This window comes from Desulfotruncus arcticus DSM 17038 (assembly GCF_900113335.1).
Taxonomy (GTDB): Bacteria; Bacillota; Desulfotomaculia; order Desulfotomaculales; family Desulfallaceae; genus Desulfotruncus; species Desulfotruncus arcticus.
The window spans coordinates 151,249-165,537 of record NZ_FOOX01000011.1 but is presented as its reverse complement, the minus strand read 5'-3'; the positions used below and the strand labels follow the sequence as shown (position 1 = coordinate 165,537).

Genomic DNA, 14,289 nt, shown 5'->3' with positions numbered 1-14,289 from the left:
ATATTTATATAATATGTATTGGAAGGAAGAAAAGATGCTAACGTGGAATTAAATATCAATTAAAGCACATCAAATTGGGGACATACCTCAGACCCCAAATTCATCATTCAAGGGGAGGTGTGTCCCCTTTCCTATAAGGGGTGCATATTGTGGGTAAAATTATTGCCATAGCCAATCAGAAGGGAGGAGTGGGTAAAACCACAACAGCTGTTAACCTTTCTGCATGGTTAGCAATACTGGGAAATAAAGTATTACTTGTTGATATCGACCCACAGGGTAACGCTACCAGCGGTCTGGGTATCAATAAGGATGCGCTGGAAAAGTGTATCTATGATTTAATTCTCGGTGGTTGTAACTTTAATGATGTTATAGTTAGTAATGTAATAGACGGCTTGGATTTAATACCTTCCTCTATTGAACTGGCGGGTTCAGAAATTGAAATGGTTGGAATAGAGGGAAGAGAAAATTTACTAAAAAATATATTAAGAAAAAATAGTGACAGATATCAATACATAATCATCGATTGTCCTCCATCCCTGGGATTGCTAACCATTAATGCGTTAGTCGCTGCTAATTCGGTCATGGTGCCAATTCAGTGTGAATATTATGCTTTGGAGGGATTAGGGCAGTTAATGAATACATTGCGTCTTGTTCAGCAGAGGATGAATCAGCAATTGGAAATTGAAGGAGTACTTTTAACCATGTTTGACGGTAGAACCAACCTTTCTATCCAGGTAGTTGATGAAGTTAAAAAGTATTTTAAAAATAAAGTTTATAGTAGCATTATACCGAGAAATGTAAGGCTGAGTGAGGCACCAAGTCATGGTAAACCAGTAATGATCTATGATAAAAGATCGAGAGGTGCAGAGCTGTATCACGAACTGGCTCAAGAGGTGATGGGCATTGAATAAAAAACGCGGGCTTGGTAAAGGACTATCTGCGCTTATACCTGAGCAGGACAATCAAAAAAATTCTGAAAATCAATTAATAGAAGTATTATTAATTGATATCTACCCCAATCCGAAACAACCAAGACAGAGAATAGATGAAAAAAATCTTAATGAATTAATGGAATCAATCAAAACACATGGCCTGATACAGCCGATTATTGTAAGGCCTGGTCAAAACAATAAATATGAAATTATTGCAGGAGAGAGAAGATGGCAGGCTTGTAAGATGCTTAAGATGGAAACAGTACCAGTCATTATCAAAAAATATTCTGACCTTGAAGCATCAGCAGCTGCTCTAATTGAAAATATCCAAAGGGAAGATTTAAATGCTATTGAAGAAGCCAGCGCTTATAAAAATTTAATGGAAAATTATAATTTAACCCAGGAAGAATTATCAATCAGGGTTGGCAAGAGCAGGCCTTTTATAGCTAACATGGTGCGTATATTGGGTTTGCCAAAGGAAATAAAAGATATGCTGGCTGAGGAATTAATTACTGCAGGGCATGCCAGGGCCCTTATACCAGTACAGGATAGCGAAATTCAGGTAAAATTAACTTTAAAAATATTAAAGCAACAATTAAGCGTAAGAAAAACTGAAGAAATGGTTAAAAAATATATAGAAAACACAGGCAAGGAAATAGGTAAGGCAGAAAACGGTAATGAAAAAAATAATAAAATAAGAAATTTAGAGCAATTTTTAAGTCAGAAAATAGGAAAGATGGTTCAAATTAAGGTAAATGTTAATGGCAGCGGTAAACTGATTATAAACTATAATAGCCAGGTAGAACTAATTAATATCATTGAAAATATAAAAATCAGTTAATTGTTTCACGTGAAACATTTTGGGAGAAAAAAATGACAGGAACAATTGTAAATGCGGTAGCCATAATCACCGGAGCTGTAATAGGTATCTCTCTAAAAAGGGGTATCTCAAACTCAATTAAAAATACAGTAATGCAGGGCATTGGCCTGGCAGTGTTATTGGTTGGTGCACAAATGTCACTTCAGGGCTCGCATCTTCTGGTTATAATTATAAGTTTGGCTTTGGGTGGAATTTGCGGTGAAGTCTTTAAAATAGAGTACAGGTTGGAACAACTTGGTATCTGGTTGGAAAATAAAGTAGGAGGGAATGGGGGAGATGTTGCCCGGGCTTTTGTTACCACAAGTCTTATTTATTGTGTTGGTGCAATGGCAGTGGTCGGTGCCATTGAAGACGGTATTCAAAGTAATCCCGATACTTTATTTGCTAAATCCATGCTTGACGGTGTAAGCGCAATTTTTTTTGCCTCAACTATGGGTATAGGAGTTTTATTTTCAAGTGTTCCAGTATTTATCTATCAGGGGACTATTACATTGCTGGCCTCAACAGTAAAAACTATATTAAATCCTTATGTGATTAATCAATTAACTGCGACAGGTGGTTTATTAATCATCGGTATAGCATTTAATATTCTTGAAATTAAAAAGATTAAGATAGGAAATCTTTTACCAGCCATACTCTTTGTCATACCACTTGCTTACTTTGCACAAAAATATAATTGGATGTAACTAAAAAATACTGAGGTTTTTTCTCAGTATTTTTTAGTTACATCCCTAAAAAAATATACAGTGCTCCGCTTGCTTTGGTAAATGTAAAAAATAAGTATAGATGAAATAAAGTAAGCGCACCTTATAGAATATTTTAAAAAGAAAAACGGGGTGATTTTGTGTGGAAAACAAAATATATAAGGACAGAGCTGATGCAGGAAGAGTTCTTGCGCGAGAGATAAAGAAAAAAGAAATTACAGACGGCGTAGTTATAGCCATACCCAGGGGAGGTGTGGTTACGGCTGCTCAGGCGGCCGAGGTACTAGAACTGCCAATTGATATTATTATTCCCAGGAAAATAGGTGCTCCCTTTAATCCGGAAGTTGCCATAGGAGCAGTGACGCAAGATGGATCAGTTATTTTAACTGATAACAAACATCTGGTGCAATTTATCAGCAAAGATGAGATAAAAGAAATAGCTCAGAAAGAAATAAATGAGATAAAAAGAAGAATGGTTAAATATCGCGGTGATGCAAATTATCCAAATTATATAGGAAAAACAGTGATTATCATAGATGACGGAATAGCAACAGGTTTCACCACCCGGGCTGCAATCATGTCAATTAAAAAAATATTAAATCCTAAAAAGACTATATTGGCGGTACCGGTTGCGCCTGTAGAGGTAATACAAACACTTAGTGCAGATGTTGATGAAATAATTTGTCCATTGGTTCCGGAGACGTTTTACGCTGTTGGACAATTCTACGAAAATTTTGATCAGGTTTCCGATGAAGAAGTAATAAATCTTTTGCATAAAAGCAGAAAAAAATAGAAAACTTAATAACGGAGGTGTTGAAATTGCTAACTATAGCATTGGATGATGATTTACAAAGGCTGCGTGATGATTTGGTAAAGGAAGGCTTTAGAGTAGTGGATAGAACGATGGTTGATCATGCAGACGCGCTTATTATTTCGGGTATGGAAAAAAACTTTATGGATATGCAAGATATTAGAACACAAAAAAAGGTTATTGACGCCAGTGGGAAAAGTATAAGGGAAATTACTGACGAATTACGCGGATTTATGTAAAAGTTAAAAGAAATATAAAACAGCCCGGCGGCTAAAACGCTCCGGGCTGTTTCTGCAATACGCTATAATGCTTCTTTTACAATATGGGTGCGTGTTATTAACCTGATTGCACTTGCTATGGTATTAGCTATTTTCATAACCAAATTTAGCCTGGTATTTTGCAGTACCAAAAACTCCATGAAGCCTCCGACATTCACAATACCGGTGATATGCATATTTCCCACTTTGGGGAGGTTTTTATTAACGCCGGCTCCTGGCTGGAGAGAGCCATCACCTACGGTAATGCAACCTACGTTTTCTACGCTGCCCAAACAAGCGTCAAGAGCAATAATAAAAGGTGCCCGGTATAATTGATTGATATGGTCTATTGTCTCCTGTAGATTGGCAGCATGTACAGGGTTATCAAGGGTACCATACACATAGATTAAATTTTGTGACTCGTGGCTTAATATATTGCCAACCAACGGCCCTAGACAGTCGCCGGTAGAACGGTCGGTGCCGATACAAAGTAATATTATACTATCGTATCCAAATGCACAGTGCGCCTTTAGTTTTTCTGACAATACCTGATAAAGTTTGTCTATAGCCAATGGATCTTCTACATGAATCCGGTTCTTTTTTGGTGAGGCATGTGTTATTAAATCATTATCTAAAAGTGCCATTTAAAATCACTCCTCAAAAAAAACAATTAATATAGTTATTACCCCGTTCTCATATGAATATTCCATCCAAAAGAAAAAATAATTAATTAATATAAAAAGACATAAATATGTTCATGACGGGGGTGAGTGATCTGTCAAATAACAAGGAAATATCATTTTTAAAAATTGTAGCTATGTATATTGGGGCTGTCATCGGAGCCGGTTTTGCATCAGGGCAGGAAATAATGCAATTCTTTGTGGTGCACGGGGAAGACTGGCTGCGTGAAGTAATTATTGTATCGGTATTATTCAGTTATCTGGGCGCTATAACTCTTTTACTATCAGTTAAACTAAGAACAGATAACTATTTAGCCTTAATTAGAACATTAATTGGTGAAAAAACCAGCAAAGTAATTGATATATTAAGTTTACTGATGCTTATGGGTGGGTTAAGTATTATGCTCTCAGGGAGCGGAGCCGTATTTAGTGAGCATTTAAATGCTTCACGATGGTTTGGTGTTGTTTTAATTGTCGTCATAAATTGTCTCGTCACAATGGGCGGACTGCAGGGAGTTTTATGGATATATGCCATTTTGGTTCCGGTAAAAATTTTGGCAATTGTTGGTTTATGCCTGCTGATTATAAATGTCCATGATGCTACAGGTTATATGTTTGAAACAACAACAGCTTCAATCACCCAACGGCATTGGCTGTGGTCCGGTGTTTTATATGTTTCCTACAACATGGTATTGGTATTGGCAGTTTTAACAACTTTGGGCAAAAGTATTTCGCCTAAAAAGGCCGTATCAGCCGGTATTGTAGGTGGCCTGGGGCTGGGCTTTACAGCCGGGGTAGTTTGTCTAGCAGGCATGTCATTATACCCGGAAATAATTGAGTATAAAGTGCCAACTTTATTTATGGCCGGAGTAATAAGTAAATCTTTAAAATATCCGATTGGTGTCTTAATCTGGATGGCAATACTTACAACTGCAATTGCCAATACGCACGGCCTAGCATCAAGGTTAGCCACACCAGGCAGTAAAAAATACAAATTAATAGGGATTGGTGTCACTTTATTGGCGATACCACTGGCTATGATGGATTTTGATCGTCTTGTAGGAACTATCTACCCAATTTTCGGTTATGCGGGGCTTTTTGTTATAACAGTTTTAATACTGTCGCCACTAATTATTTTTAAAAAGAAGCTGGCAGCAGGAAAAAAGCTTATATAATAGAAAAATAAATTAATTTTAGAAAGGTAATTAGATCTATGAATTGGTTAGACTGGCTATTCATTTTAATTATAGTATTTTCGGGCTGGCAAGGATTAAGCAAAGGACTTATACACAGCATGTCCAGGCTGCTGGGAATTATAGTGGGATTAGGGGTGGCATTTACAGGCTACAGGTCCCTGGCCAACTATCTTGATTTCCATCTAGGTTGGGGAAGTTCAGTATCAGCATTTCTTTTAGAGAGAATACCATTGACATTGCTCGAGCAGTTCAACCAAAAAATATCGTTTTTAGATTTATTGCTGACAATATTTAATGGTGAACAACAAAACCAGGCTTTACAATTTAATTTACCCAGCAATATTCAGACCATGGTTAATCATCTTGCTACTTCTCTAATTGAAGTAATAGCATTTATAGCGCTACTTTGGGGAAGTTCTATCATCATTAAAATAGTTTTACGCATAATTTCTGGTATTGTGTCAAAAACATTTTTCAGGCCTCTCGACCGGGTTGGAGGTTTGATAATGGGCCTACTTAGAGGGATATTGATTATATTGATTTTAGTGATGCTTGCCCGGCCCTTCATTACAGTTGGTGATACTGACATTAGTGGTAGGCAGGGCTTGATTAATCAAGGAATCGCCGGCTCAAAACTATATCCCTACACAACTGAATTCTTAAAAAAACTCAATCTGTCTGTTCCGGTAGGGCCTCTTCAAAATAGTTACTTTAGACAAATTTAAGTAATTACGTTTAAACCGGCCCATACTAAAAAAGAAAAAATCGATGGAGGTTTGATAATGGATATGAGTTACCTGGCATATAAAAGAAAAACAGTTTATGAGCATGTTAGTGATCAAGAAAAAGATATAGCAATGAACCTTGCTGAAGATTACAAATTTTTTATCAGTAAGGCTAAAACCGAAAGAGAGGCAGCACTGGCCATTAGCCAACTCGCCGAAGGAAAAGGCTTTTTAGCACTCGATACTATTAATCGCCCCTTAAAACCAGGCGACAGGGTTTACCGAATGGTTAGGGGTAAAGCTGTGGTAGTGGCGGTAATAGGTAATAATCCTTTGGCAACTGGCTTTAATATAATTGGCGCTCATTTAGACAGCCCTCGCTTGGATTTAAAAGCATTGCCATTATATGAAAAATCTGGTTTAGCATTATTAGACACACATTATTATGGTGGCATAAAAAAATACCATTGGCTGGCATTACCCTTGTCTCTGCATGGAATTATTATAAAAAACGACGGGTCAGTTGTCAGCGTTTGTATAGGTGAAGATATCAACGATCCTGTGTTTACGATATCCGATCTGCTGCCGCACCTGGCTAAAGACCAAATGGAGAAAAAGTTAATTGAAGCCGTTCCGGGTGAAAGCTTAAACGCTATTTGCGGAAGCCTGACAGATAATAATGCAGGCAAAGAAGACAAGGTTAAATCAAAGATATTAGGAATATTGCATCAAAAATATGGAATTACGGAAGAGGATTTTATCAGTGCGGAATTATCTCTTGTTCCTGCAGCGGCACCAAGAGATGTGGGCTTTGATAAGTCAATGATTGGCGGATACGGCCAGGACGATCGAATTTGCGCCTATGCCCAATTGGCTGCAATTATAGGGGTCAATCAGCCCGCACGCACAGCAGTAGCATTATTTGCTGATAAGGAAGAAATTGGCAGTGTCGGGAATACCGGGATGCAGTCAAGCTTCTTTGCAGAATTTATAGCTGATTTAATTGAAAAAACCACGGGCAATTATAATGAATTAATGTTTAAAAAAGCTATGAGTTCCTCCTGGGCACTGTCTGCTGACGTTAACGCAGCTATAGATCCTGACTTTGAGGACGTTATGGAAAAAAATAATTCCGCCATTCTGGGTTGTGGATTAGTAATCACCAAATACACAGGTTCAGGCGGGAAAAAGAGTGCCAATGATGCTAATGCCGAATATCTAGCGCTGATAAGAAAAATTTTTAATCAAAACAACGTGATCTGGCAAACAGGAGAATTAGGTAAAGTAGATCAAGGTGGTGGAGGGACTATTGCTTATATAATGGCAAAATATGGAATGGATGTGGTTGATTGCGGAGTGGCCCTTTTGGGGATGCACTCGCCTTTTGAAATCAGTCATAAGCTTGATTTGTTCATGGCAGTTAAAGGATATGAAGCGTTTTATAAGTCATAAGATAGTTTCGGGGTGATTGAGTTTGCTGGTTAAATATAACGTAGGGGACATTGTTAAAATGCGTAAATCTCACCCTTGCGGTGGTGATGAATGGGAAGTAATGCGGACCGGGATAGATTTTAGAATTAAATGCACCACCTGTGGCAGAGTTGTTATGGTTCCGCGCCCAAAATTTGAAAAAAGCGTAAAAAAAATTATATCACAAGCTTAACAAGAGAGGGTATATACCTCTTTTTTACGAGGGGGCTAAGGATAGAGGGCACACCTCCTTTTGGGGTCATAGCTTTAGCGTCGGAGGTATGTCCCCAATTTATTCGTGGTGGAGAAATATCCTCAAATGCAGAGTTTTATTATGCCTTTTCTTGCTCCGTTAAGGCAAATGTGTTATAATTTTGTAGCCAAAAAAATAATAATTGGCCTACCCTGCTCTACCTGTGACAGTCCCGGTTGATAAAACTTTACTGTTAGCCGTGGTTTGTTACAAATAAGTAGGGCCTTATGTCCAAAGGGAGGAGGTGAACATCGTGCGCCGATATGAAATGGTATTCATTATCAGGCCCGACCTGGAAGAAGACGCACTTGAGGCTGCTATTGCCAAGGTCAGGACTTTAGCGGAAAATAACGGTGCCGAGGTTACTAAGCTTGATAAGTGGGGCAAGCGCAGGCTGGCATACGAAATCAAGCATGTACGCGATGGTTTTTACGTTGTTATGAATTTCAACGGAGAACCGGAAGCTGCGGCTGAAATTGACCGCGTACTAAAAATCTCGGATGAAATATTGCGTCACATTATAATTCGCGAAGACGAAGATGAAAAATAGATAAAAGATAAAAGAATTACCAAGGCGGTGGTTGGTAAAAATGATGAATAAAGTTATCCTTATCGGCAGGTTAACCAGGGACCCGGAATTGCGTTATACCCCAAGTGGTGCGCCTGTTGCCGGATTTTCCTTGGCTGTTGACCGTCAATTTACAAATAGACAGGGCGAAAGGGAAACTGACTTTATCAATATTGTTGTGTGGCAAAAGCTAGCCGAAACCTGCGCCAATCACCTGAGTAAGGGACGGCTGGTGGCGGTGGATGGCAGATTACAAATCCGCTCTTATGATGACAATCAGGGTATTCGCCGTACAATCGCCGAAGTCGTTGCCAATGAAGTAAAATTTTTGGACCGGCCCAAGGAATCACAACAGGGAGTACCACCCAAAGGGAGCAGCATTGCTGAAGGTGAAAGTTTTGGCAGTGAGATAAGCTTCAACGAGGAAGAAATCCCGTTTTAGGAGGAAGTTTAAATGAAGCGTGAACGTGGACGCCGGGGTAAAAAGCGTATTTGCAGTTTTTGTGTCGATAAAATGGAAAAAGTTGATTACAAAGACGTACCCCGATTGAAGAAATATATAACTGAGAGGGGCAAAATACTGCCCCGCCGCATTTCCGGCAACTGTGCCCGGCATCAAAGAATGCTTACTGTTGCCGTGAAGCGGGCTCGCAATATTGCCTTATTGCCATTTACACTGGAATAAAGATTAAGGAAAGGGGACACACCTCGCGGGGAATGTCCCCTTCAATATAATGTTGGGGGGGAACAAATATGGTTCCCCTTCCTTTATTTTTGGGACCTGGTACGCCGGGCAACAAATAACAGGCTAAAAACTATACGTTACGGAAGGAAATGATCGTTTTATTGCAGAAGTATAATTTTTGATTCCACCATTGAGGTGATTCCTTGATTGCAAAGGATAATTATCCGGCTTTAATTGAAACAGTAGTTGTGGCCGGCTTACTTGCATTGCTTGGACTGCTTGGCTTATATATTGTTCCGGCCTTTTATCTGGTAACACTGCTTTTACCAGTGCCACTGGCCTATTTAATAATTAAAAACAATTTGTTATATGGGCTGTTATCGCTTGGCTTGGCTACTTTTATGCTAATAGTCGCCTTTGGACATATTGGTTCAGCATTAATGTTGGTTATGCAATTTGGTCCCACTGGCGTAATTATTGGTTTGCTTATCAAAAATAAGGTCTCGGTTGACAGCAGCATGGCTGTTTTATTCTTTTGGGCGCTGGCAGTGGCGGCCTTAAATTTGTTCGTCAGTTTTGTACTGTCAGGGGTCGGGTATGCCAATGTAACAACCGAATTTCGGGCCGCTATGGACCAAGTGGCTGAAATGTACCGTCAAAATGGGATGATGGATGAAATTGGAAGGCAACAATTTCAACAGGTGGCAGATCAAATAATTCATCTGGTTCAGGTATTGCTTCCGGGTACAATAGCAGTTTGGACAATTTTTATGACTATTTTTACTTATTTTATTACCAGGCTACTAATACGAAAACTTGGTTATGATGCCGCCCCTGAATTTAAGTTTTTGGAATGGAGGTTACCCTGGTATTCAATTTGGCTGGTTATTACCGGTCTAGCTATGGCAATGGCCGGTGAAGAATTCTCGTTAAGAATAGTGAATATAATCGGTAAAAATATACTGTATATATCAGCATTTATCTTTTTTGTCCTTGGAACAGCTGTGTTGATGTTTTTTTTGCGGGCCTGGAAGATGCCTAAGGTAGTGAAAATTATCATTACCGTTGCATTATTTTTATATTTACCCCTCGCCACGGCTATAATACTCTCCTTGGGTGTTGTTGACCCCGTGGCAAATTTGAGACGTCTGTCTACGGATAGTGATGAGGGATCTAAAGGAGGTTAATAGATGCAGCTAATACTCCTTGATGATGTTAAAAAGCTAGGTAAAAAAGGTGATGTCATCAATGTGGCTGAAGGATACGCCCGAAACTTCTTAATTCCCAGAGGCCTTGCTGTAGAGGCAACAGGAGGCAAACTAAAAAATCTGGAAATGCAAAAGCGCGCAGTAAATGAACAAAAGAAACAAGCTGAAGACAAGGCCAGGGAACTGGGGAGTAAAATTGAGGGTCTAAAGATTGTAATAAGTACCCGGGTAGGTGAAGCAGGGAAACTTTTTGGGGCGATCAGTAATAAGGATATTGCCGATGCCTTGCAAAATAATCACGGACTGGTTGTGGATAAGAAAAAGATCATCTTAAAAAACCCCATCAAAGCGCTTGGTGAGTATCCCGTGGTTTTAAAGCTGCACCCTGCAGTGCAGGCTCAAATCACTGTAAACGTAGTAGCGGAGTGATTTTGTGCTGAATACAGTAAATCGACAACAAGGAGCACAGACATAATGAAAGGTTTTTTTGAGAAAATCAAAGGCAAAACAGATCTGGGACCAAAGTTCAGGGAGCTTGAACAGCTTAAAAGACAAGTTAATGCTTTATATAATGTTCTTTCCGATTTATACGGGTCGGATAAAATTGTTTTACGGGCTGGGAAATTAAATGTTTTAAAAATGATGCGTTCGGAAAATCTGACGGAACAAGTATTAGCGTTGAAAAAATTGGTTTTTGAAGACCCTACTCCCGATACAGTACCGGGTATGGATGAGATACCGGCCATATTGGATGAAATTGGTGAAGAACTGGCCGACATCATAGCCAGACGAACAGTAGAAGATGATCTGGATAAAAAAATTAATGAACGCATGCAACAACGTCACGAAGAATACGTTCGTGAAATTAAGATGCAAATCATTAAAGAAAACACCGGACCCGAAAATGCCCAAACATTAAAAAAGTTGGCCATACTTGAAAAGCTGGATCAAAAAAACCTGACCAGACGTGCTCTGGATGTACTGAGACCTGCTGCCATTGACCAAATCGTTGGGCAAGAACGCCCGGTACGATCTCTTTTGTCAAAGTTGGCTTCGCCTTTCCCCCAGCACATTATTCTTTACGGACCGCCTGGTGTGGGAAAAACGACAGCAGCGAGACTGGCGCTGGAAGCAGCGCGTGCTTTACCCAACAGTCCGTTTAACCAAGATGCGCCGTTTATTGAAGTAAACGGAACTACGCTGCGCTGGGACCCGCGAGAATCAACCAACCCGCTGCTGGGTTCGGTGCATGACCCCATTTACCAGGGTGCCAGGCGCGATCTGGCCGACAGCGGCATTCCGGAACCGAAACCGGGATTGGTTACCGATGCGCACACAGGTGTGCTGTTTATTGATGAGGTAGGGGAACTTGATCCCATTTTACAAAGCAAATTGCTCAAAGTTCTGGAAGATAAAAGGGTTTTCTTTGAATCATCTTATTATGACCCGGCTGATGCTAATCTGCCCAGGTATATTAAAAAGTTGTTTGAAGAGGGCGCTCCGGCCGATTTTATTTTGATTGGGGCTACCACCCGGGAACCGGAAGAAATAAACCCGGCTATTCGCAGCCGCTGCGCTGAAATATATTTTGAACCATTAACGCCGGCAGACATTCGTGAAATCGTCTATCAGGCTGCCGGCAGGCTCGGTGTCTCTCTTCAAGAGGGAGTTGCCGAGGTTATTGCCGAATACACCATAGAAGGAAGAAAGGCTGTAAACTTTCTGGCAGATGCTTATGCTATTGCCTGCTACAAAGCCGGTGGAAACAATCAACCTGTAATTGTATTGGACGATGTGTATGAGGTTATCCAGGTCAGCCGGCTGACACCGTATACCTGCAGAAAGGCCGGTGGTGAAGGAGAAGTCGGCCGGATTTTCGGACTGGGTGTTTCCGGTTACCTGGGTTCGGCTTTGGAAATTGAAGCGATGGCTTTTCCGGCCGGTCGCAAGGGTGGCGGAGTGATCCGGTTTAATGAAACTGCGGGGAGTATGGCCAAGGATTCAGTTTTTAATGCCGCCTCAGTATTGCGCAAGCTGACCGGGCGTGATCTGCATGATTACGACGTGCATGTTAATGTGGTGGGCGGAGGGCGCATCGACGGCCCTTCGGCGGGTGTGGCAATTTTTCTGGCAGTTTACAGCGCTCTGGAAAATCGCTCAATTCCTCAGGACATTGCTGTTACCGGCGAGCTGTCCATTCAGGGTAGGGTAAAAGCCGTGGGCGGTGTTCCTGAAAAGATTTATGGTGCTAAACAGTGTGGTGTTAAAACAGTATATGTCCCCTGGGAGAACCAAAAAGATGTGCCCACTGATACCAGGGGGGTTAATGTTGTCACAGTGGTTTCAGTAGAGGAAATAATTGAGCACGTTTTTAAAACGTCGATACAACCAGATAATTGATTAGTAGTCAGGAGTCAGGAGACAGAATTCAGAATGAAAAAACGGGTTATTGTCTCTTAGTATTCTGGCTCCTGACTCCTGAATTCTGAATTCTACAAAACGACAGGTGATTAATAAATGTGGGATAAGGTACCCCCCCATAATATAGATGCCGAGCAATCCGTGCTTGGGGCACTACTTTTGGAAAACAAAGCTATATCCAAGGTAATCCGTTTTCTTAACCCGGAAGATTTCTACCTGGAATCTCACCGGGTTATTTACAATGCCATCCTTGAACTTGAAGAAAACAGTCAGGCCGCCGACCTGGTTACGGTTACAGATAAATTGCGCCGCAAGGGCGAACTGGAAAAGGTCGGCGGAGCTACTTACGTCGCCACCCTGACCAATATTTCACCCACTGCCGCCAATGTTGAATACTACGCCCGAATTGTTGAAGAAAAAGCACTGTTAAGAAATTTAATAAATTTATCAATTCGCATAGCCGATATGGGCTATGAGGGCAACGAAGACGCTGAGCGGCTGATGGAAGAAGCCGAAAAAATGCTGTTTGAACTTGGTTCACGCCGTACCTTCACTGCCTTTACAGAAATAAAGGATATTCTGTTAGAAACCTTTAAACATTTTGAGTTTCTGCAAAAACATAAGGGTGAAATAACCGGTGTTCCGACAGGTTTTAAAGAGCTTGACAATATCTGCCAGGGACTTCAGCCCGGCGATCTGATCATAGTGGCGGCCAGGCCCTCCATGGGCAAAACCAGCTTTGGTATGTGTATCGGTTATCATGCAGCGCTGCAGACGAAAAAGCCAATTGCTATATTTAGCCTGGAAATGTCCAAGGAACAGCTGGTGCAACGGATGATTTGCGCTGAGGCCAGGATAGATCAGCATAAACTGCGTTCCGGGTTTATCAGTGACACTGATTGGTCCCAGTTGACCCAAAAGGCCAGGGATATGGCCCAAATGCCTATTTTCATTGACGACTCCGGCATGCTGACAATCCGGCAATTAAGGGCCAAGGCCAGGCGGATGCACATGGAAAGAGGCCTGGCGCTAATTATTATTGATTATTTGCAGCTAATGCAGGGCAGCCGCAAGGTGGAAAACAGACAGCAGGAAATAGCAGAAATTTCTCGTTCGCTAAAAGCGCTGGGCAAAGAATTAAATGTGCCGGTTATGGCACTGGCCCAGTTAAGCCGCTCGGTGGAACAACGACAGGATAAAAAGCCGCAATTGTCTGACCTGAGGGAATCCGGAAGCCTTGAACAGGATGCTGACGTAGTAATGTTTATCTACCGCGATGAATATTATAACCCTGAGACTGAAAAGAGAGGCATTGCAGATATAATTGTCGCCAAGCAAAGAAATGGCCCTACGGGAACTGTGGAATTGGCCTTCCTTAAACAATATACTAAATTTATGGACCTCGCCCGCAGAACAGATGAACCGGCCACGAATGAATAACTTGACAGACAGCGTCTCCTTTTGATACTATAGTATTGCTGTGCTTTTATAACATAATT

The 14,289-nt window shown here is 40.9% G+C and carries 17 protein-coding genes; 16 read left to right on the top strand and 1 reads right to left on the bottom strand.

Annotation, left to right across the window (positions count from 1 at the left end):
- Positions 1 to 149: 149 nt before the first annotated feature.
- The 5 genes from BM056_RS15265 (at position 150) to BM056_RS15245 (ending at position 3,566) form a co-directional block, all read left to right on the top strand.
- On the top strand, positions 150 to 911 hold the full coding sequence (locus tag BM056_RS15265) for a ParA family protein (protein ID WP_092472288.1): 762 nt from the start codon (positions 150 to 152) through the stop codon (positions 909 to 911).
- A complete protein-coding gene (locus tag BM056_RS15260; RefSeq protein ID WP_092472287.1) occupies positions 904 to 1,773 on the top strand; it encodes a ParB/RepB/Spo0J family partition protein in 870 nt (289 codons plus the stop codon). Before BM056_RS15265 ends, BM056_RS15260 begins: the two co-directional genes overlap by 8 nt.
- A gap of 32 nt (positions 1,774 to 1,805) precedes the next feature.
- The gene (locus tag BM056_RS15255) at positions 1,806 to 2,498 is read left to right on the top strand and encodes a DUF554 domain-containing protein (RefSeq protein ID WP_092472286.1); all 693 of its coding nucleotides are present in this window, start codon (positions 1,806 to 1,808) and stop codon (positions 2,496 to 2,498) included.
- A gap of 160 nt (positions 2,499 to 2,658) precedes the next feature.
- Entirely contained in the window at positions 2,659 to 3,309 is a 651-nt protein-coding gene (locus BM056_RS15250; RefSeq protein ID WP_207648197.1) for a phosphoribosyltransferase, read from the top strand.
- Between the two features lie 26 nt (positions 3,310 to 3,335).
- Positions 3,336 to 3,566 (top strand): YkuS family protein, encoded by a 231-nt coding sequence (locus BM056_RS15245; protein ID WP_165613552.1) that lies wholly within the window; start codon positions 3,336 to 3,338, stop codon positions 3,564 to 3,566.
- A 62-nt stretch (positions 3,567 to 3,628) separates the two neighbouring features.
- On the opposite strand, the gene yyaC is transcribed toward BM056_RS15245, so the two are convergent.
- A complete protein-coding gene (gene yyaC, locus BM056_RS15240) occupies positions 3,629 to 4,228 on the bottom strand; it encodes a spore protease YyaC (RefSeq protein WP_092472284.1) in 600 nt (199 codons plus the stop codon).
- A 122-nt stretch (positions 4,229 to 4,350) separates the two neighbouring features.
- Here yyaC and BM056_RS15235 point away from each other — a divergent pair, with 122 nt between their 5' ends.
- The 11 genes from BM056_RS15235 to dnaB all read left to right on the top strand — a co-directional run bounded on the left by BM056_RS15235 (position 4,351) and on the right by dnaB (position 14,230).
- Positions 4,351 to 5,439, top strand: a complete 1,089-nt coding sequence (locus tag BM056_RS15235) for a YkvI family membrane protein (protein WP_131820770.1) — start codon at positions 4,351 to 4,353, stop codon at positions 5,437 to 5,439.
- A gap of 38 nt (positions 5,440 to 5,477) precedes the next feature.
- Positions 5,478 to 6,185, top strand: coding sequence for a CvpA family protein (locus BM056_RS15230; protein WP_092472282.1), 708 nt, complete (start codon positions 5,478 to 5,480; stop codon positions 6,183 to 6,185).
- A 57-nt stretch (positions 6,186 to 6,242) separates the two neighbouring features.
- Positions 6,243 to 7,637, top strand: coding sequence for an aminopeptidase (locus tag BM056_RS15225; RefSeq protein ID WP_092472281.1), 1,395 nt, complete (start codon positions 6,243 to 6,245; stop codon positions 7,635 to 7,637).
- 25 nt (positions 7,638 to 7,662) lie between these two features.
- On the top strand, positions 7,663 to 7,848 hold the full coding sequence (locus BM056_RS15220) for a DUF951 domain-containing protein (RefSeq protein ID WP_092472316.1): 186 nt from the start codon (positions 7,663 to 7,665) through the stop codon (positions 7,846 to 7,848).
- Between the two features lie 313 nt (positions 7,849 to 8,161).
- A complete protein-coding gene (gene rpsF / locus BM056_RS15215; protein WP_092472280.1) occupies positions 8,162 to 8,458 on the top strand; it encodes a 30S ribosomal protein S6 in 297 nt (98 codons plus the stop codon).
- Between the two features lie 40 nt (positions 8,459 to 8,498).
- Positions 8,499 to 8,918, top strand: a complete 420-nt coding sequence (locus BM056_RS15210) for a single-stranded DNA-binding protein (RefSeq protein ID WP_092472279.1) — start codon at positions 8,499 to 8,501, stop codon at positions 8,916 to 8,918.
- Positions 8,919 to 8,930: 12 nt separating this feature from the next.
- On the top strand, positions 8,931 to 9,161 hold the full coding sequence (rpsR, locus tag BM056_RS15205) for a 30S ribosomal protein S18 (protein ID WP_092472278.1): 231 nt from the start codon (positions 8,931 to 8,933) through the stop codon (positions 9,159 to 9,161).
- Between the two features lie 203 nt (positions 9,162 to 9,364).
- Entirely contained in the window at positions 9,365 to 10,348 is a 984-nt protein-coding gene (locus BM056_RS15200) for a DUF2232 domain-containing protein (RefSeq protein ID WP_092472277.1), read from the top strand.
- Positions 10,349 to 10,351: 3 nt separating this feature from the next.
- A complete protein-coding gene (gene rplI, locus BM056_RS15195) occupies positions 10,352 to 10,798 on the top strand; it encodes a 50S ribosomal protein L9 (protein ID WP_092472276.1) in 447 nt (148 codons plus the stop codon).
- 45 nt (positions 10,799 to 10,843) lie between these two features.
- Complete coding sequence (gene lonC / locus BM056_RS15190; protein WP_092472275.1) at positions 10,844 to 12,769, top strand: Lon family ATP-dependent protease; 1,926 nt, start codon at positions 10,844 to 10,846, stop codon at positions 12,767 to 12,769.
- A gap of 117 nt (positions 12,770 to 12,886) precedes the next feature.
- Entirely contained in the window at positions 12,887 to 14,230 is a 1,344-nt protein-coding gene (dnaB, locus tag BM056_RS15185) for a replicative DNA helicase (RefSeq protein ID WP_092472274.1), read from the top strand.
- The last annotated feature ends 59 nt before the right edge of the window (positions 14,231 to 14,289 follow it).